The 16,932-nt window shown below is 62.0% G+C and carries 21 protein-coding genes; 9 read left to right on the top strand and 12 right to left on the bottom strand.

The window, feature by feature from the left end; translation table 11 throughout:
• Positions 1–11: 11 nt before the first annotated feature.
• The 3 genes from NKH12_RS02590 to NKH12_RS02580 all read right to left on the bottom strand — a co-directional run bounded on the left by NKH12_RS02590 (position 12) and on the right by NKH12_RS02580 (position 3,641).
• Complete coding sequence (locus NKH12_RS02590) at positions 12–1,541, bottom strand: DHA2 family efflux MFS transporter permease subunit (RefSeq protein WP_352951752.1); 1,530 nt, start codon at positions 1,539–1,541, stop codon at positions 12–14.
• A 448-nt stretch (positions 1,542–1,989) separates the two neighbouring features.
• The gene (locus NKH12_RS02585) at positions 1,990–3,165 is read right to left on the bottom strand and encodes an HlyD family secretion protein (RefSeq protein WP_352951751.1); all 1,176 of its coding nucleotides are present in this window, start codon (positions 3,163–3,165) and stop codon (positions 1,990–1,992) included.
• Complete coding sequence (locus NKH12_RS02580; protein WP_352951829.1) at positions 3,162–3,641, bottom strand: MarR family winged helix-turn-helix transcriptional regulator; 480 nt, start codon at positions 3,639–3,641, stop codon at positions 3,162–3,164. The genes NKH12_RS02585 and NKH12_RS02580 overlap by 4 nt, the downstream gene beginning before the upstream one ends.
• Before the next feature lie 259 nt (positions 3,642–3,900).
• Between NKH12_RS02580 and NKH12_RS02575 the strand changes: the two genes are divergently transcribed.
• A complete protein-coding gene (locus NKH12_RS02575; protein ID WP_352951750.1) occupies positions 3,901–4,734 on the top strand; it encodes an AraC family transcriptional regulator in 834 nt (277 codons plus the stop codon).
• A gap of 109 nt (positions 4,735–4,843) precedes the next feature.
• Here the strand turns inward: NKH12_RS02575 and NKH12_RS02570 are convergent, their stop codons facing one another.
• Positions 4,844–5,776 (bottom strand): bifunctional helix-turn-helix transcriptional regulator/GNAT family N-acetyltransferase, encoded by a 933-nt coding sequence (locus NKH12_RS02570; RefSeq protein WP_352951749.1) that lies wholly within the window; start codon positions 5,774–5,776, stop codon positions 4,844–4,846.
• Between the two features lie 356 nt (positions 5,777–6,132).
• Here NKH12_RS02570 and groES point away from each other — a divergent pair, with 356 nt between their 5' ends.
• Positions 6,133–6,429: a co-chaperone GroES gene (gene groES / locus NKH12_RS02565; RefSeq protein WP_006203049.1), complete on the top strand. Its 297-nt coding sequence runs from the start codon at positions 6,133–6,135 to the stop codon at positions 6,427–6,429.
• A 62-nt stretch (positions 6,430–6,491) separates the two neighbouring features.
• Entirely contained in the window at positions 6,492–8,147 is a 1,656-nt protein-coding gene (groL, locus tag NKH12_RS02560; protein WP_352951748.1) for a chaperonin GroEL, read from the top strand.
• A gap of 513 nt (positions 8,148–8,660) precedes the next feature.
• On the opposite strand, the gene NKH12_RS02555 is transcribed toward groL, so the two are convergent.
• Positions 8,661–9,260, bottom strand: a complete 600-nt coding sequence (locus NKH12_RS02555) for a TetR/AcrR family transcriptional regulator (RefSeq protein WP_352951747.1) — start codon at positions 9,258–9,260, stop codon at positions 8,661–8,663.
• 115 nt (positions 9,261–9,375) lie between these two features.
• Between NKH12_RS02555 and NKH12_RS02550 the strand changes: the two genes are divergently transcribed.
• Complete coding sequence (locus NKH12_RS02550; RefSeq protein WP_352951746.1) at positions 9,376–9,825, top strand: OsmC family protein; 450 nt, start codon at positions 9,376–9,378, stop codon at positions 9,823–9,825.
• 17 nt (positions 9,826–9,842) lie between these two features.
• A complete protein-coding gene (locus NKH12_RS02545; protein ID WP_352951745.1) occupies positions 9,843–10,229 on the top strand; it encodes a nuclear transport factor 2 family protein in 387 nt (128 codons plus the stop codon).
• 12 nt (positions 10,230–10,241) lie between these two features.
• Here NKH12_RS02545 and NKH12_RS02540 read toward each other — a convergent pair whose 3' ends face one another.
• Entirely contained in the window at positions 10,242–10,853 is a 612-nt protein-coding gene (locus tag NKH12_RS02540; protein WP_352951744.1) for a LysE family translocator, read from the bottom strand.
• 182 nt (positions 10,854–11,035) lie between these two features.
• On the opposite strand from NKH12_RS02540, the gene NKH12_RS02535 reads away from it, so the two are divergent.
• A complete protein-coding gene (locus tag NKH12_RS02535; protein WP_352951743.1) occupies positions 11,036–11,881 on the top strand; it encodes a class I SAM-dependent methyltransferase in 846 nt (281 codons plus the stop codon).
• Positions 11,882–12,411: 530 nt separating this feature from the next.
• Here NKH12_RS02535 and NKH12_RS02530 read toward each other — a convergent pair.
• The 5 genes from NKH12_RS02530 to NKH12_RS02510 all read right to left on the bottom strand — a co-directional run bounded on the left by NKH12_RS02530 (position 12,412) and on the right by NKH12_RS02510 (position 14,160).
• Positions 12,412–12,795 (bottom strand): YkgJ family cysteine cluster protein, encoded by a 384-nt coding sequence (locus tag NKH12_RS02530; protein ID WP_352951742.1) that lies wholly within the window; start codon positions 12,793–12,795, stop codon positions 12,412–12,414.
• Between the two features lie 5 nt (positions 12,796–12,800).
• Positions 12,801–12,968, bottom strand: coding sequence for a hypothetical protein (locus NKH12_RS02525; protein WP_352951741.1), 168 nt, complete (start codon positions 12,966–12,968; stop codon positions 12,801–12,803).
• 1 nt (position 12,969) lies between these two features.
• Entirely contained in the window at positions 12,970–13,377 is a 408-nt protein-coding gene (locus tag NKH12_RS02520) for a hypothetical protein (protein WP_095489282.1), read from the bottom strand.
• Positions 13,377–13,604: a hypothetical protein gene (locus tag NKH12_RS02515; protein ID WP_352951740.1), complete on the bottom strand. Its 228-nt coding sequence runs from the start codon at positions 13,602–13,604 to the stop codon at positions 13,377–13,379. The genes NKH12_RS02520 and NKH12_RS02515 overlap by 1 nt, the downstream gene beginning before the upstream one ends.
• Positions 13,605–13,950: 346 nt before the next feature.
• Complete coding sequence (locus NKH12_RS02510) at positions 13,951–14,160, bottom strand: cold-shock protein (protein ID WP_010915421.1); 210 nt, start codon at positions 14,158–14,160, stop codon at positions 13,951–13,953.
• Positions 14,161–14,817: 657 nt separating this feature from the next.
• Between NKH12_RS02510 and NKH12_RS02505 the strand changes: the two genes are divergently transcribed.
• Entirely contained in the window at positions 14,818–14,997 is a 180-nt protein-coding gene (locus tag NKH12_RS02505) for a CsbD family protein (RefSeq protein WP_352951739.1), read from the top strand.
• A gap of 72 nt (positions 14,998–15,069) precedes the next feature.
• Here NKH12_RS02505 and NKH12_RS02500 read toward each other — a convergent pair whose 3' ends face one another.
• A complete protein-coding gene (locus NKH12_RS02500; protein WP_502910744.1) occupies positions 15,070–16,023 on the bottom strand; it encodes a metallophosphoesterase in 954 nt (317 codons plus the stop codon).
• A 9-nt stretch (positions 16,024–16,032) separates the two neighbouring features.
• Between NKH12_RS02500 and NKH12_RS30535 the strand changes: the two genes are divergently transcribed.
• Together NKH12_RS30535 and NKH12_RS02495 are read left to right on the top strand one after the other, a co-directional pair.
• Positions 16,033–16,170, top strand: coding sequence for a hypothetical protein (locus tag NKH12_RS30535; RefSeq protein ID WP_502910735.1), 138 nt, complete (start codon positions 16,033–16,035; stop codon positions 16,168–16,170).
• 147 nt (positions 16,171–16,317) lie between these two features.
• Complete coding sequence (locus NKH12_RS02495; RefSeq protein ID WP_352951738.1) at positions 16,318–16,905, top strand: hypothetical protein; 588 nt, start codon at positions 16,318–16,320, stop codon at positions 16,903–16,905.
• The last annotated feature ends 27 nt before the right edge of the window (positions 16,906–16,932 follow it).

The following is a 16,932-nucleotide window of genomic DNA, read 5'->3' as shown; positions in this document are numbered from 1 at the left end:
TCGACGAGCCGTCAGTCCATATGCGCGGCGGGACCGGCGGTCGGACCAGCCTTTGGCTTGCGCAGCAGGAAAACAAACGGGATGGCAAGCAGCGTCATCATCATCAGCAGCTTGAAGTCATTGACGTAAGAGATCATCATCGCTTGGATATTGACCATGCCGTCCACTTGCGAAAGCGCCGTCGGATCGCCGCCCGCCGCTGCCGGCGACGCCGCCCAGAGATTGGGATTGAACGGGTTGATGTAGGCTGAGAGCTCGGCATGGTTCACCTGCGTGTTGCGTACCAGCAGAACCGTCACCACCGATACGCCGATCGACGAGCCAAGATTGCGCACCAGGCTGAATAACGCCGTGGCATCGGTGCGGAAGCGCGCGTCGAGCGTGGCGAAGGCCACGGTCGACAGCGGCACGAACACCATTCCCATTCCAAGGCCCTGGATGACGCCGGAGCTGAGGATGAGCCAGCTGTCCATCTGCGGTGAAAAGCTGGACATGGTGTAGAGCGATTGCGCGGTCAGGAGGAAGCCGATGACGACGAGGATTCGGGCATCGACCTTGTGCATGATGCGGCCGACGACGAGCATGGCAATCATCGTGCCGACGCCGCGTGGTCCCATAACGATGCCGATGGTGAGGGTCGGATAGCCGAAGATGGTCGACAGCATTGGCGGCAGCAGCGACATGCTCGCCAGAATGAGCACGCCCATGACAAAGATGAATGCCAGTCCGGTCACAAAATTGCGGTCGAGGAATATCTTCGGGTCGATGAAGGGCTGCTCCGCCGTCAACGTGTGAATGATGAACATCCAGAAGCCGGTGATGGAAAGACCGAGTTCGATCCAGATCTCGACCGAGGAAAACCAGTCGACCTCACCGCCGCGATCAAGCACCAGCTGCAGCGCACCGACGCCGAGCGAGAGCATGGCGAAGCCGAAGAAATCGAAGCTCCGCACCCGCCTTGCAATGCTCGGAAGATATGCGGCCATGCCAAGGAAGGCGATGATGCCGACCGGCAGGTTGATGAAGAACACCCAGCGCCAGTTGAAATTCTCGGTCAACCAGCCACCCAGAGTCGGGCCAAGGATCGGTCCCAGCATGATGCCGGCGCCCCAGATAGCCATCGCCTGGCCGTGGCGTTCCCTCGGGTTGATGTCGAGCAGGAAGGTCTGCGACAGCGGCACGATCGCCGCGCCGAACACGCCTTGCATGAGGCGGAACAGCACCATGGTTTCAAGGCTCCATGCCAGACCGCACAGCATGGAGAAGATGGTGAAGCCGACCACCGACGTCAGGAAAAGCTCCTTGCGGCCGAAGCGGTCGGCCAGCCAGCCGGTCACCGGCGTCATGATCGCCGCGGCAACGATGTAGGAGGTCAACACCCAGTTGATGTTGTCGGGGGAAGCGCCGAGGTCGCCGGTCATGGTCGGCAACGCAACGTTGGCGATCGTGGTGTCGAGCGCCTGCATGATCGTCGCCAGCATCAACGCAACGGTGATCAGGCCGCGGTGCGGCACTTCTCGAAAGGGTTCTGGCGTGCTCATGATGTGGAACTTCCGGCAGGTAACAAAAGCGTATACACTAGAGCGACGTGCGTCCATTTGGACGGACAAGGTACGCTCTAGTGCTTTGAGTAGCGCATCGTGCTTTCCGAAAATCGATTCGGATTTTCGGGCCGATGCGCGAGGCTTCCGGGCGGCGAGGCCTTCCGTGTGGAGAGACCCTCATCGCGTGGGACGCGAAATCGATGTGGGGGGTTACATCGACCGAGCGTCTCGATAACGGGCGCCTGCCGCCCGGAAACCTGAGGACCGAAGGGGGCCTGCGTCGGGTTATTCAGGCTTCGGCCTGGCCGCAACGCCGCCCGGTCCGAACCCCAATCCTCACCGCATCTCCCCTCAGACCAATCCTGTCATCTGCGTTCCTCTCCCTGCGCGGCCTGCATTCTACTCGTTGCGCCTCAGACCTCATCATCCAATGGAACGAGGTGGTCTATTGCGCCTCACCCGCCGTGGCGTGGCCGAAGATGCTCGGAAGCCCGCGGGAAACGCCGGTGTCCACCGTGACGGTCGCGCTCATGCCGGTGCGCAGCGCCATCTTGGCGCCGGCATCGGCCAATTGCAGGCGTACCGGAATGCGCTGGGTGACCTTGACCCAGTTGCCGGTGGCGTTTTGGGCGGGCAACAGCGAGAACTCGGCCCCCGTGCCGGCGCCGATCGCCTTGACCGTGGCTTCGAACGTCTTGCCCGGATAGGTGTCGACCACGATTTCAGCCTTCTGGCCGGGCTTCATATTGGTGAGCTGGGTTTCTTTGAAATTGGCATCGATCCAGGTGTCGCCGGTCTCGACCAGCGAAAACAGCGGCGTACCCGCGCCGACATACTGGCCGACCTTGAACGAGGCAGCCTGGCTGACGATGCCGTCGGCCGGCGCCCTGACCGTGGTCTGCGCCAAATCGTAGGCAGCCTTGTCGCGCGCAGCGAGTGCCGCCATCACGGTCGGATGCTTGTCGGTCTCGATATCAGGATTGCCGCCAAGTGCGGCCTTGGCGCTGAGGATGCCCTGCTCGGCCACGGCCAGTTGCTGCTTGGCCTTGTCGAGATCGTTCCCGGCCTCGTCCAACGACGACTTGGCATTGATGCCCTTGCGGGCAAGGTCGGCGGCCCGGTCATATTGCGACTGCGCGTAGTCGACCTGGCTGGCGTCGGACTTCTCCTGCGCTATCGTCTGGCTATAGGCTGCCCGCAGCTGCTCGACAGTGAGGCGCGCGCCGGCCACCGCCGCGTCGGCCTGGGCCAATGCGATCCGGTAGGGCTCGGGATCGATGGCGAACAGCACGTCGCCCTGCTTGACGGCCTGGTTGTCGAAAATGTCGACCTGAACGATGCGGCCCGCCGCATCGGCGGCGATCGAGACCTTGGCCTGCTGCAGATTGGCGTTCTCGGTCTCCTGGTAACGGCCGCCGGTCACCCAGACGTAGCTGCCGCCGGCGATCAGTGCCACCGGGAGCGCAAACATTAAAAGAAAGCGGCCGGCACGGCGCTTCTTCTTCGGCGCCACCGGCGCCGACGCTAATTGCGGTGCAGCCGTTACCGGAGCTGCCGCCGGCTGCGCGGGAGCTTCCATCTCCAGCTTGGTCGCATTCTCTACCTTGGCTACCGCGTTCATGCTGCTGCGCCTTCTGTACTCTCGACTTTTTCGCCGGACGCCGTCTCGCCGTCCGCCAGGTTCTTGGCCATCGCCTCCAGTGCCTTGATCAGGATGCGGCGATCTTCAGGCGACACGCCGGTCAGCGATTCTTCATACACTTCACCAGCAAGGCTCTTGATCTGTGCGTAGGCCTCGCTCGCCTTGGCAGTGGGAAAGATCATGCGGACGCGGCGGTCGGCTGCGTCGGAACGGCGCTCGATCCAGCCGCCCTCCTCCATGCGGTCGACCAGGCGCGACACGCTGATCGGCTCGATCTCGAGAAGCTCGGCGAGCCGTGCTTGCGTGATGCCTTCTTCCTTGGCGACGCGAACCATAAGCCGCCATTGCGCCGAGGAAAGGCCGAGCCCGCTGGCCCTCGCCTCGAAGCGCTTGCGCATCAGGCGCTGCACGTCGTGGATCAAAAAGCCCAACCTGTCGATGCTGTCGGAAACCATAAGCAGCATATATTATGAGCGTGCTTACTATTCAAGGTACGGCATTGTGCCAGAAGCCGGCAAGTATGCATGGCAGTCATTCAGGGTCGCTCGCAAAACCGCAATTGAGCAGGCTGAAATTGACCGATGCTCGGTCGAGTTTGCGCAATGCGCAATTTCGATCAAACTGGCTGTGCAAGCAGACGGCACCATGACTTTGCCAATGCGAAGATTGCGAAGACTGGCCCATTGCAAAGACTGGACCAATGCAAGGAGACATATGAACCCGACCGAGAAAGCGCTGTGGTTCGTCGAAAGCCATTTGCCGGAAGCGGTCTCGCTCGACGATGTCGCCAAGAGCAGCGGCGTGTCGCGCTTTCACGTGACGCGGGCTTTCGGTGCGGCGACCGGCCGTTCGGTGATGGGCTACGTGCGTTCTCGCCGGCTGACCGAGGCGGCGCGCAGGCTTGCCGCCGGCGCACCCGACATCCTCTCGGTCGCGCTCGACGCCGGCTACGCCTCGCATGAGGCCTTCACCCGCGCCTTCCGCGACCAGTTCGGCACCACGCCGGAACTGGTGCGCGCGCAAGGCTCGCTCGACAACCTCGATCTCGTGGAGCCGATCCTGATGGACCAATCCTTCCTCACCAATCTCGAGCCGCCGCGTTTTGAGACCAGCCGGCCGTTTCTCATCGCCGGTCTCGGCGAGCGCTACAGCTGCCAAACCAGCGCCGGCATCCCGATGCAGTGGCAGCGGTTCGGCCCCTATATCGGCAACATTCCGGGCGAGATTCGCGACGTTGCCTATGGCGTCTGCGTCAAGGGCGACGATGCAGGCAATTTCGACTATATCGCTGGCGTCGAAGTGTCCGATTTTTCGGACCTGCCGAGGGAATTTTCGCGCGTGCGTGTGCCGGCGCAGAAATACGCCGTGTTCGCCCATCGTGACCACATCTCGACCATTCGCCGCACGGTCAACACGATCTGGAACAAATGGCTGCCGGCCTCCGGGCACGAGGTCGCCGACGCGCCCGAATTCGAGCGCTACGGCCCCGAATTCGATCCGCACAGCGGCAATGGCGGGTTGGAAATCTGGATACCGGTCAAGGCCTAGAGCGGTTCGTCGTTTCACGGAAACGCCGAACCGCTCTATCTCTTTGTTTTTGCGCAATTCCGGACGGAAAACCGTTTCACACTTTTCCTGGAATTGCTCTAAAGCACCGCTACAGTTCCAGGTTCCAGTTCTGGCCGACCAGATCCTTGCCGAAGGCGTGGTGGCGCTCTTCGTCGGCCAGCTTGAAACCGGCGGCCTCGTAGATGCGGCGCGCTGAGATGAGCACATCATTGGTCCACAGCGTCAACGTCTTGTAGCCCTTGGCACGGGCAAAGCCGATGCATTCCTCGACCAGCCGCCTGCCGATGCCGAGACCGCGCGCCGAGGGTTCGACATAGAGCAGGCGCAGCTTCGCCACCGCTTCCGACTGGCGCACGACAAAGACCGAGCCGACGACCCCTTCCCGCTCGGCGATCCAGCTGCGTTCCCATTTCGGATCGAAGGATTTGACAAAGGCGCCAAGGATTTCGGCGACCAGCGCCTCGTAGGTTTCGTCCCAGCCATATTCCTGCGCGTAGAGCAGGCCCTGGCGATGGATGATCCAGCCGATATCGCCGACCTGCAAAGCCCGCAGCATGTAGGGAATTTTAGGCTCCGCGCGATCGCCCAGCAGGCGCTGCACCGTCTGCATCGCCTTGACCAGCGTGTCCTGTTCCGGAGCGGGAAGCCGGTCGAGCAAGGCCGCGACCTGATCGTGCGAACCCTGGTTCAGCGGCGCGAACGCCACCCTTCCCGCCGGCGTCAGCGCGATCGACGAGCGCCGCGCATCGGCTTCCGTCGCCGCGCGCTCGACCAGGCCGCGCTCCTCGAACTTTTTCAGCAACCGGCTGAGGTAGCCGGGATCGAGACCGAGATCGCGCGCAAGATCGGTGGCGGTCAGGCCATCGCGATGCGCCAGTTCATAGAGCACACGAGCCTCGGTCAGCGAGAAGGCGCTTTTCAGCAGCCCTTCGTCGAGCAGGCCGATCTGGCGGGTGTAGAAGCGGTTGAAGCCCCGCACTGCATCGATCCGCTCCTTGCCGGGTTGATGATGAACCGTCATGGCCTCCTCCTGCCGCACAAGATCAACCATTTATTTGACTTAGTCAACTATTAATGGATTAGCCAACCGCCCTGTCGAGCAAGCGCCGAGCCGGTTCGACGGCGTTCTCATCGCCTCCACCGGGCCTGTAGCACGGCGGAATCGTGCCCGCTTCTAATGCTTGAATCGCCGAAGCGTCGGCAACGACATCATCCCGGAGCGGCGCGGCCGAATTACGCCGTCGCGCGCCTTGACTCTCGCCAGCCATCGGCTTATCTCACCGCCACGTTAGCACTCGCCATTGGTGAGTGCTAAGCGTAGGTCCGGCGTCGCCGGACGGAGGAACTGTTCTCACCATTCTCATCGAGGAATAAAAAATGGCAAAGTCGAAGTTCCGCCCGCTTCATGACCGCGTGGTCGTACGCCGGGTTGAATCCGAATCCAAGACTGCCGGCGGGATCATCATCCCCGATACGGCGAAGGAAAAGCCGCAGGAAGGCGAGATCATCGCCGTTGGTTCCGGCGCCCGCGACGAAGCCGGCAAGCTCGTCCCGCTGGACGTCAAGGCCGGCGACCGCATCCTGTTCGGCAAGTGGTCGGGCACCGAAGTCAAGCTCAATGGCGAAGACCTTCTGATCATGAAGGAATCCGACATCATGGGCATCATCGGCTGAATATCGGCCTCACCGTCACTTAAATCTTCGGGCTCAATTCAAGCCCCTGCCAGGAGCTAAAAATGGCTGCCAAAGACGTAAAATTTTCCCGCGATGCCCGTGAGCGCATGCTGCGCGGCGTCAACATCCTCGCCGACGCAGTGAAGGTCACGCTTGGTCCCAAGGGCCGCAACGTCGTTATCGACAAGTCGTTCGGCGCACCGCGCATCACCAAGGACGGCGTCACCGTCGCCAAGGAAATCGAGCTTGAAGACAAGTTCGAGAACATGGGCGCGCAGATGGTCCGCGAAGTCGCTTCGAAGACCAACGACATCGCCGGCGACGGCACCACGACGGCGACCGTTCTGGCGCAGTCGATCGTCCAGGAAGGCCACAAGGCGGTTGCCGCCGGCATGAACCCGATGGACTTGAAGCGCGGCATCGACCTCGCGGTTAGCGACGTCGTCGCGACGCTGATCAAGAACGCCAAGAAGATCAAGACCTCGGAAGAGGTTGCCCAGGTCGGCACCATCGCCGGCAATGGCGATGCTTCGGTCGGCTCGATGATTGCCGAAGCGATGCAGAAGGTCGGCAACGAGGGCGTCATCACGGTCGAGGAAGCCAAGACCGCCGAGACCGAACTCGAAGTCGTCGAAGGCATGCAGTTCGACCGCGGCTATCTCTCGCCCTACTTCGTCACCAACGCCGACAAGATGGTTGCGGATCTGGAAGACGCCTACATCCTTCTCCACGAGAAGAAGCTCTCCAACCTGCAGGCCATGCTGCCGATCCTCGAGGCGGTCGTGCAGACCTCGAAGCCGCTGGTCATCATCTCGGAAGACGTCGAAGGCGAGGCTCTGGCGACGCTGGTCGTCAACAAGCTGCGTGGCGGCCTGAAGATCGCCGCCGTCAAGGCGCCGGGCTTCGGTGATCGCCGCAAGGCCATGCTGGAAGACATCGCCATCCTCACCGGTGGCCAGGTCATTTCCGAAGACCTCGGCATCAAGCTCGAGAATGTTGGCCTCAACATGCTCGGCCGCGCCAAGAAGGTGTCGATCTCCAAGGAGAACACCACCATCGTCGACGGTGCCGGCAAGAAGGCCGAGATCCAGGGCCGCGTTGCCCAGATCAAGCAGCAGATCGAGGAGACCACCTCGGACTACGACAAGGAGAAGCTGCAGGAACGTCTCGCCAAGCTGGCGGGCGGCGTTGCCGTCATCCGCGTCGGCGGTGCGACCGAGATCGAAGTCAAGGAAAAGAAGGACCGCGTCGATGACGCCCTCAACGCGACCCGCGCGGCCGTCGAAGAAGGCATCGTTCCCGGCGGCGGCGTCGCACTCCTGCGCGCTTCGCTGAGCATCAAGGCTGTCGGCGCCAACTCCGACCAGACCGCGGGCATCAGCATCGTGCGTCGCGCGCTGCAGGCTCCGGCTCGCCAGATCGCGGCCAACGCCGGTGCGGAAGCATCGATCGTTGCCGGCAAGATCCTCGAGAACAAGGGCCCGACCTTCGGCTTCAACGCCCAGACCGGCGAATATGGCGACATGATCGCCATGGGTATCGTCGATCCGGTCAAGGTCGTGCGCACGGCTCTCCAGGACGCGGCCTCGGTCGCCGGCCTGCTGGTCACCACCGAAGCCATGATCGCGGAGGCTCCGAAGAAGGAGTCGGCTGGCGCCGGCATGCCTGGCGGCATGGGCGGCGGCGGCATGGGCGGCATGGGCGGCATGGATTTCTAAGGAGTCCGTCTCAAAAAGCTTACGGAAAGGGCGGCAGCAATGCCGCCCTTTTTCGTTGATGTTGGGGGATTGAGAAGCCGTCCGCTCGCAAGCGAGCGGGTGCATATCCCGCACCGCCGCGTCTCTTCGGCCACTGTAACGGCATGGATCCTAGGGTCTCCGCAACGTCGCTTCGCTCCTGCTCCGCCCTAGGATGACGAAAGGCATAGTGAGCTGCGGCCAATCACGGACGGTGGCGTTTGGCAGGTGACTGCAACAGATCGTCAGAAATCTCACTGCGTAAGATTCGCGGCCGATGGCAAATCGTAAGCCTTCAGGACTGGCCGAAACCATACTCCCTTCGTCATCCTATGGCGGAGCAGGAGCGAAGCGACGTTGCGGAGACCCTAGGATCCATGCCGTTACTTCCAGGCGTCGCGGCGGTGCAGAACATGAATCGCTGAGCTGAGGTCTCGGCTTTCGGCCCTTTCGGCAGCATCCGCACCAGCTTCGATGCGATAAAGGCCACAAACGTCACCTCGCCGTTGCAGCGACCTCTTTGGCAGGCAAAGCACCTTCTATCAGCGCGGCGACTTCATCGGCCACCGCCACCACCGGGGCACGGTCGCGGGTGGCTCGCGCGATCACCATCAGCCCTTCCAGCGATGATTCGACAAGCAGCGCCAGAGCGCGGGCGCGGCGCTCGGGCACCCCTGCCCTGACGAAGGCCGCCTGCAGCAAGCCTATCCATTGCTCGAAAGCCGACCGGCACAGTTCGGCCAGTTCCGGCACGTCGGTCGGCGAGTCCAGCACCACGGGCGCGATCGGACAGCCGAGCGTGAACTGGTTGTCCTCCAGCATGCGTGCGACCGCCTGGTAGATATGGTGGACGGCCACCGCCGGATCTTTTTCGGCGGCCAGCTCTTCGCCAAGCCTTTGAGTCACCTTGTCAACGCTGTCGCGCGTGACTTCGATGACCAGCTGGTCCTTGCCGCCCGGAAAATGAAAATAGAGCGATCCTCGTGGCGCACCGGAGGCGCTCAAAATGTCGTTGAGCGAAGTACCGTGATAGCCGCGCTGCCTCAGCAGCAGCGCCGTCGCCTCGATCATGCGGGTGCGGGTATCGTTGGCCATGTCAACCTCTGTCAGGAGTTCGCATTATAGGCCTTGCGCATAATAAGACAATCGGTTTACATAATATGTAGATCAGTCTATATATACCGGCGTCATCGAAGAGGAGACCGATAAAATGACCATCCGTGAAGCAGAGGCCCAATGGCAGGGGTCGTTAAAAGAAGGTTCGGGCCGCCTGCGGCTCGGCAGCGGCGTCTTCGAAGGCGCCTATTCCTTCCCATCGCGCTTCGAGAACGGTCCCGGCACGAATCCCGAGGAACTGATCGCGGCGGCGCATGCCGGCTGCTTTTCGATGGCGCTGAGCGCCATACTGGGCAGCGGCGGTCATGTCCCGGTACGAATCCACACCGTCGCCAAGGTGCATCTCGGCACGAGCACGGCCGGACCGACGATCACCCGCATCGACCTTGAAACGGAAGCCGAAATCCCGGGCCTGGCGACCGAGGAATTCCAGCGGCTTGCCCAATCCGCGAAGACGACATGCCTGGTCTCCCGCGCTTTGGCCGGCGTGGCGGATATCAGGCTCAAGGCCGGCCTCGTCACGGCCGCCGCTGCGGAAGAATGAAATCAGGAGGTATCGAGATGGAACAGAGTAGTATCATGGTGGCCCATCCAGACGACCAATCCAGACGGACGGCCGAGATCATGCGGCGCTTCAACGACGTGTTCCAAAATCATGATCCGTCGGCACTCCCGGGCCTGGTGGCCGAGGACTGCGTCATCGAAAATACCGTGCCGGCGCCGGATGGCGCCCGCCATGCCGGCCGGGAGGCGTGCGTCGGCCTATGGTCGGCGATCGCCAGCGAACCAGGCACGCGCTTCGATATTGAAGAGACGTTCGTCGCCGGTGATCGCGCGACAATCCGCTGGCGCTATTTCATGGCCGACGGCAACTCCATCCGTGGCGTCAATCTGATGCGCATAGCGGACGGGCAGATCGTCGAGGCGATGGGATACGTCAAGGGGTAGCGCCAACGGGTGCTACCGCTCGGTCAGCGCCAGTTTTGCGCCGAGCGCGACGAAGGCGCCGGCGAAGGTGCGGCGCATCCAGGTCAGTACCATCGGCCGCGACACGACATGGCTGCGGATCGAGGCAGCGAAGATGCCGTAGCCGACGAAGACGACGAAGGTCAAAAGCATGAAGACGGTGCTGAGCTCCAGCATCTTCGACAGCGCATGCGGTTCGGTGGTGCTGACGAACTGCGGCAGGAAGGCGAAGAAGAAGATCGACAGCTTCGGGTTGAGGATGTTGATGAGGATGCCCGAGGTGATCACCTTGCCGACCGAGCGCGGCGCGACATCCTGCCCGACGTTCAAGCTGCCGCTTTCTTTCAGCGTGTTCCACGCCATGTAGAGCAGGTAGGCGACGCCCAGATATTTCAACGTTTCGAAGGCGAGCGCGCTGGTGTGCAGCAGCGCCGCCAGACCGGTGATGGCGGCCGCCATATGCGGAATGATGCCGAGTGTGCAGCCGAAAGCAGCGATGATGCTGGCGCGCGCGCCACGCGAAAGCCCGGCGCTCAGCGTATAGAGAACGCCGGTGCCGGGCGAAGCCACGACAATCAGCGAGGTCAACAAGAATTCGATGCTCACGGATGATCCTCCGGCGTTGTTCCCTGCCGCCGGCAGCGTAGCCAGCCAAATGCGCGGGCACAAGCCAGCCCGCGGGCCGGTACCCAACAGCCAGTCTGGTTGACTGGCTGCCGCATCGGCGCATAGTCGTCGACTTACGCGATGTTCCCTTTGGGGAACAGTCGTATGAGGGGAGGCAAGCCATGGAAGTCGCTGATGGCGCACGTGTCGACGTTCACGTCCCGTATATTCTCGTCCATTCCGATCGTGAGATCAGGCGTCTCAGCCATCAGGCGGGCATCATTAACCCGATCACGCGAAGAATCTTGCTGTCTGCGGGCATAAGACCCGGGATGCGCGTGCTCGACGTCGGCTGTGGCGCGGGCGACGTTACATTCCTGGTTTCCGAGATGGTTGGCAGCGAAGGTCAGGTCATCGGCGCAGATCGGGCTCCGGCGGCTCTTGCGGCGGCTGAGGCGCGCGCGGCGGCGCATCCGATCCAGAATGTCAGCTTCCGCGAAGGCGATCCCGCGGCACTCTCGTTCGACCGACCGTTCGACGCCGTGATCGGCCGCTATGTCCTGATGTTTCAAGCCGATGCTGTGGCCATGCTGCGTGGCGTCGCTCGTCACCTCCGGCCTGGAGGGACCATCGTCTTCCATGAGCCGGATTGGGACGGCTGTCGATCCAGCCCGCCAGCGCCGACCTACGACGACTGCTGTCGATGGATCGTCGAGACGTTCCGGCGCAGCGGTATCGAGACCAATATGGGTATCAAGCTCGATGCGGCTTTCCGCGCGGCTGGATTGACCGCGCCCTCAATGCACTTGGAGGCGGTTGTTGGGGGAACCAAAAGCGGTTTCGACTGGTCACACCAGACCGCTGAACTCATTGTCACGATGCTGCCGGAAATACAGAGCCGGGGAGTTGCGACGGCCGCTGAGGTCGATATTGAAACTTTGGGACAGCGCATGCAGCTCGAAATCGAGGCGGGTAGCGTGATCGTGAGCCGCTCGGAAGTGGGCGCCTGGTCGCGTGCCCCGACCTAAGTGACAAGACTGGAGCGACAGGGTAGCCCGTACCAATCCTTCTCCTGGGTTCTGGGCGGCTGCCTCGCTGGAAAGACCAAGGCGAATATCCCGCTTTTGGCAACGTGCTTGTTCTGGCAGATGAACCGAACGGCGACTTCCCACCCATTCCGGGCGCGCTCCTCACGCCTTAGGGTATCTCTTTAGTAGCACCGCGTCACCACGACATCGCCATGAGCTGGCCCGAAATGACCGCGTTGCATGCGGCGGCGACGTTGGCGGTAGTCATCTTTCTCGGCCCGCTGACATCCGAAATCCAAGCCTGGATTGAAAGCTCGGCGCTGACGGCACGAGTTCGTAGCGGGAATATATTTTCAGCCGGATTCCAGAGGCTGAGTGGCTGGTCGATCCGGCGGAAGGGTAGAAAAGGGGTCGTGAGCTGTATACGCCTCGGGTACCAAGCGTTGGATTTTCGCCACTAGAATCCGGCGCGCCAATGTCGACTTCCACCCGAAGTGAAAGCCAAACTGAGACACTATCCGAGCGCCGTATTACAGCGTCGGCAGCCCATGGCCGCGACGCGCCATCAGGCAATCGTCGCCACCGGGCATGCAGGCGCGGCAGACATCCGGTCGGAGCTGGTAAATGCCACAGGCGGTCGACTTGCCGACCTCGCCGGCAAGCGCCGAGCAGCGCACGCCGTCGCAGCGCATGCCGGATTCGTCGGCCGCCACATAGTCTTGCGGGATCCGATCGAGCTGCGCGTCATCCTCGGTCGAGAAGCGCGGCCATTCGGCCGAATAGGAACAGCAGGCGCCGCAGCTCTGGCAATCGAAGAGAGGAGCGGCGCTCTTCTCCAGCGACGAAAAGTTTCCGGCGCTCGCCAAGGCAAGCAGCCCTGACGCAACCGGATGCAGGTCGGCGTTTCGCGGCAAGGGCGCTATTTTTTCTTCCTGGTCTTGCGCGACGCCACTTCCGCCGGCGACTTGAACAGATCGGTCGCGGCCTCGGCGGTAACGTCGGCTTTCGGCGCGGCGGCCGGCTTGGCCAGCTTTGCGGTGGCAGCGGGTGCCGCCGGCTGGTCCTTGGCAGAAAATTTTATGGCCATATCAATCCTCGTCGGAGAAACGCGATGATGGCGCATTCGGGTTGCGAAGGCGGCCGATCAGCGCCGAGACCGCCGTGATGTTCATTTCCTCGGGTGACCAGTTCCTGGCCTCCTCGATGTGCCGGGGCGCCAGCTCGCGATGCGTGCTGCCGCTATAGGCGGCATCCTGATGGGTGACGCGCTCGTGGGTCTTGGCATTTTCGCGGACATACTCGATCAGATAGTTCGGGCATTCGGAGCGGCCACGCACGCCGAGCCTGACCTGGGCATCGCCATGGGCGCGCCTGCAGCGCTCGAGCTTTTCGAGCACGCGCCGGACATATTCGACCGGCTTGTCGAGCTCTCCTACGACATCGGCGATGGTCGAATCGGCGGCGATCGCCTTTTGCGGGACGCGCTTGGTGGCCATCAGCGTTTGCCCACGCGCTTCGGCGAGGCGGCGAGCGCGGCGGCCGCAGCCATGTCGTCGGCCTCCTTTTCCAGGCGCAGCTCGCGCAGCCGCGCGGTCTTGGCTTCCCGGGCCTGGCTGACAGCATCCTGTTCGGAAATGATGCGGTTGAGCGACATGGACTGGGTCTGGGCCTTGCTGAAGATGGATTCAGCCTGATCGTGGGGCTTCTTTGAAGTGGCGGTCAAGGTCTCTCTCCCGGTTCGGAGCATGATGCCGAAAAATGGCGAGACCGGTCTTTCGACCAGGACCACGCACAAAGCAATACGGCAGTCGGATTCAAATTGCTGAGCATCCTTAACACGTTCAAGCGAACGCGCGGTGCTCTTTTCGAATTTTTGAAGCGCTCCAATGCAAAAGGCCAGGCATTGCCTGACCTCCCGCTGAAGCGCCGCGCGTCCAGTTGAACGCGCTGACACTTTCTCATCTGAGCATGATCCTTTCTGGAAACTGATGTTTCCCGGGTCATGCGCTGGAATTCGCCGTTCACCGGTGCCAGTACATCCGTGGTCACCGGCGAGGCTGAATTCCGTTTTAGGCCGCCTTCAACTGATCGGCGGACATCTTGCCCGACTTGTTGTCGCGGACCATCTCGTAGCCGAGCTTCTGGCCCTCGACGATGTCGCGCATTCCGGCGCGCTCTACGGCCGAGATGTGGACAAAAACGTCGGCTGAGCCGTCGTCAGGCTGAATAAAACCAAAACCCTTGGTGGCGTTGAACCATTTAACTGTGCCTGTGCTCATAACGAACCCTTTCCGTGGCAAATATTCGTTCGCCGTCATGCGAATGCACGACAGCGTTTGTCTCGATTTTGATGGGGGAAGTTCGTCAAAGGCGCGCCTGGACACGCGGATAACAAAAGTCGGTCAAACAAATATCGACGAATTGCTTTTAGACTTCTTTTGGCGCCGTGTCAATTTTTTGCTTTCGCCGTGTCGTAGGCACAGGAGTTGTCCGGGTTAGGTAGCACACGAGTTGTCCGGTTTTCCGTGAGGAGGCGGATCTGGCGCCGAACGGGGCCAGCGCCGCTAAAAAAAATCGCACCGTGCCGGGAACCATTTTGGCATCCGTGCATTTTGGGTATCGTCAGCAGTTCATAAGAGCAATCTCAGGAAAGGCTGACACAAAGGACGCCTCCCGTGCAATAAAACGCGCGAGGGGCGTTCTTTTGTGGCGAGCGGCGACCGCCGCTTAGACCTGGCGGCCAGGGCCGTCGCTCACCGGTGCCCGACGGCCGCTTGGGTGATCACTTGAAGTTGCCATTCGCGGCGTTCGGGAAGCCCGCCTTTGATCGGGCCGGACCGCATTCTCCTTCGCCGCTTCCGCGGACCAGTGATCTCGGAACCGAAAAACCAGCCGCCCGTTTCCAAAACGGCAGATTAATCCCAGGAGATGCGGCCATGGTGAACAGGGATCAGGTTGCGGGCCTAGCCAAGCAGCTCAAAGGTTCGGTGAAGAAAGCCGCCGGCAAGGCCACCGGCAACAGGCGCGTCCAGGCTGAAGGCGCGGCCGATAAGATTGCCGGCAAAATGCAGAAAGCCTATGGCGATATGAAGGACAAGCTCAGGAAGGTGCTCTGAGCGCTGTGCCGCCGTTTCAATGGCGATGAGGAAAGTGGCTTGGCGGCTTTTGTTTGCTTTCGGCTGCTGCCGTTACAAGTTCAGGCTCTTGGAGAAAGCGTTGGTGAAGGCGACCTCGCCACGGTCACCGATGGCTTCGCCAAGCACCATGTCCATGCTGTCGCCGGTCACCCGCGCCAGCGCGAAGCCGCCCATGAAGGCAGCCTTCGGCTTGACCAGATCGAGCCCATCGCTGCGGTAGATCATCGGTATCTCGTGCTGGTGGCCATGGAAGATGCCGATGACGTTGTAGCCCTTCAGCGCCGCCAGCAGCGCCTGCCGGTCCGCCTCGCTCCACCAATGCGGCGCACCAGGTCCGTCATCGTCGAAGGTTTGTTTGGCGGCATCCCATCTTTCGATCGAAAACACATCCCAACCATAGTGCTGGAACAGGACAACGGGGCGGCCGTCCGCTGGATAGGTCGCCAGATCCTGCTTCAGCCATGGCAGGCTGGAGACCGCGCCGTGGCCGGTGTCGCCGGCAAAACGATGCGTCTGGACGAGATGCAGGCCGTCCCAGTCCCATGAGTAGCAGTCGGTGTCGACATCATAGTCGGTCACCGGCACCGGCGGCTTGAAGAACACGCCGGCACGATGGTTTACCTCGACATAATCGCGCATTTCGCGGCGATACCAGTCGACGTGGTTCGGCGGACCGTTCTGGTCGAGATCGTGGTTGCCGAGCCCGACATAGACCGGCACATGCACGCGATCGGGACCGACGCCCTGCTGGCTGAACTGGAGCAGCTGCGTGCCTTCGCTGGGCTGGGTGACCTGGCCGCCGCCGTCGTCGGTCATGTCGCCGCCGACGACGAGCCCGAGCGGCGTGCCGATGCGGCTGCCGGCTGAGCGCAGGCCGGTGGCTATGCCGTTGATTTCGGCCGGCCAGTCCTTCTCGCCGATGGCGTTCAACGCGGCGACACTGCGCAGCAGGGCGGCGTCAGTCTTGCCTTCCTGCTGACAATTGGGGCTCAGCCCGCTGGCCATGCGGCAGGCATGGACATCGGCGACGAACAGGAAGGTGGCGTCGACAGGCGGAACGCGCTGCCCGGTCTGTCCGAGCGCCGGTCGCGCAAGGGCGCCGGCCGCAGCAAACCCCGCCGCCTGGGCCAGGAAGCTGCGCCGGGAGAGTGATCCTGCCGAGATGCGATTCGTGGCGCGAAATTCAGCACAGCCGGCGCCTCTTCGTCCAGTTGCCGCGAACGTATGTCGACACGCTGCCGCAGGTCTGGCATTGCTTTCAGGGTCAGGACTCAACTTGTGCGGGCAAACGAGGACGCTATGAAGACTATATCCATCGGCACGGCGCTCAACATCTTGGCGAGCGCCGCTCATGGTGCCGAGTGCATCGATGCCAAGGCCGCCAAGGCCGGCTTCATTCTCGAAAGGCCCGGCATCCACAGCGAGTTTCGACCCGCGGCGGGTGGAATGGTGTCGGTTGCCAACGAATACCAGTCCCAATCGCCGCAGACGCAGTTTCTGTTCGGCGGCTTGATCGAGGTGTTTCGCGACAGCGAGACCGGTCAGCTTGCGATGATCCCGTTTTCCGATCTCAGAAAGCTGTTTCCGCTCAAGGCCGGGGCGAAGAGCAAGACCGTATTCGTCCGCCTCGCAGCAAACAAACAACCGAAGGGCACCGAGACGCTCGAGATCAACGTCAAGGGCAAGGAGACCTTCAGCCTGGGCGACTGCAAATACAACGTGCTCGCCGTCAGGCAGACAATCAAAAACGAGGCCGGCAAGACACAGGATGAATTCACCGCGCTCTACGCGCCCGACCTGCAGGCTGTGTTGGCCAGGCGCTATGACGAGGGCACCAACGCCGAAAGCGTGGTCGGCTACGAGATCATCAAACCGCTGCCGAATTAAGTCCCGGCCGGGCGGAGGCGGCTGGCG

Source organism: Mesorhizobium sp. M1322 (assembly GCF_040318085.1).
Classification (GTDB): Bacteria; Pseudomonadota; Alphaproteobacteria; order Rhizobiales; family Rhizobiaceae; genus Mesorhizobium.
This window is presented reverse-complemented; position numbering and strand designations above follow the sequence as displayed.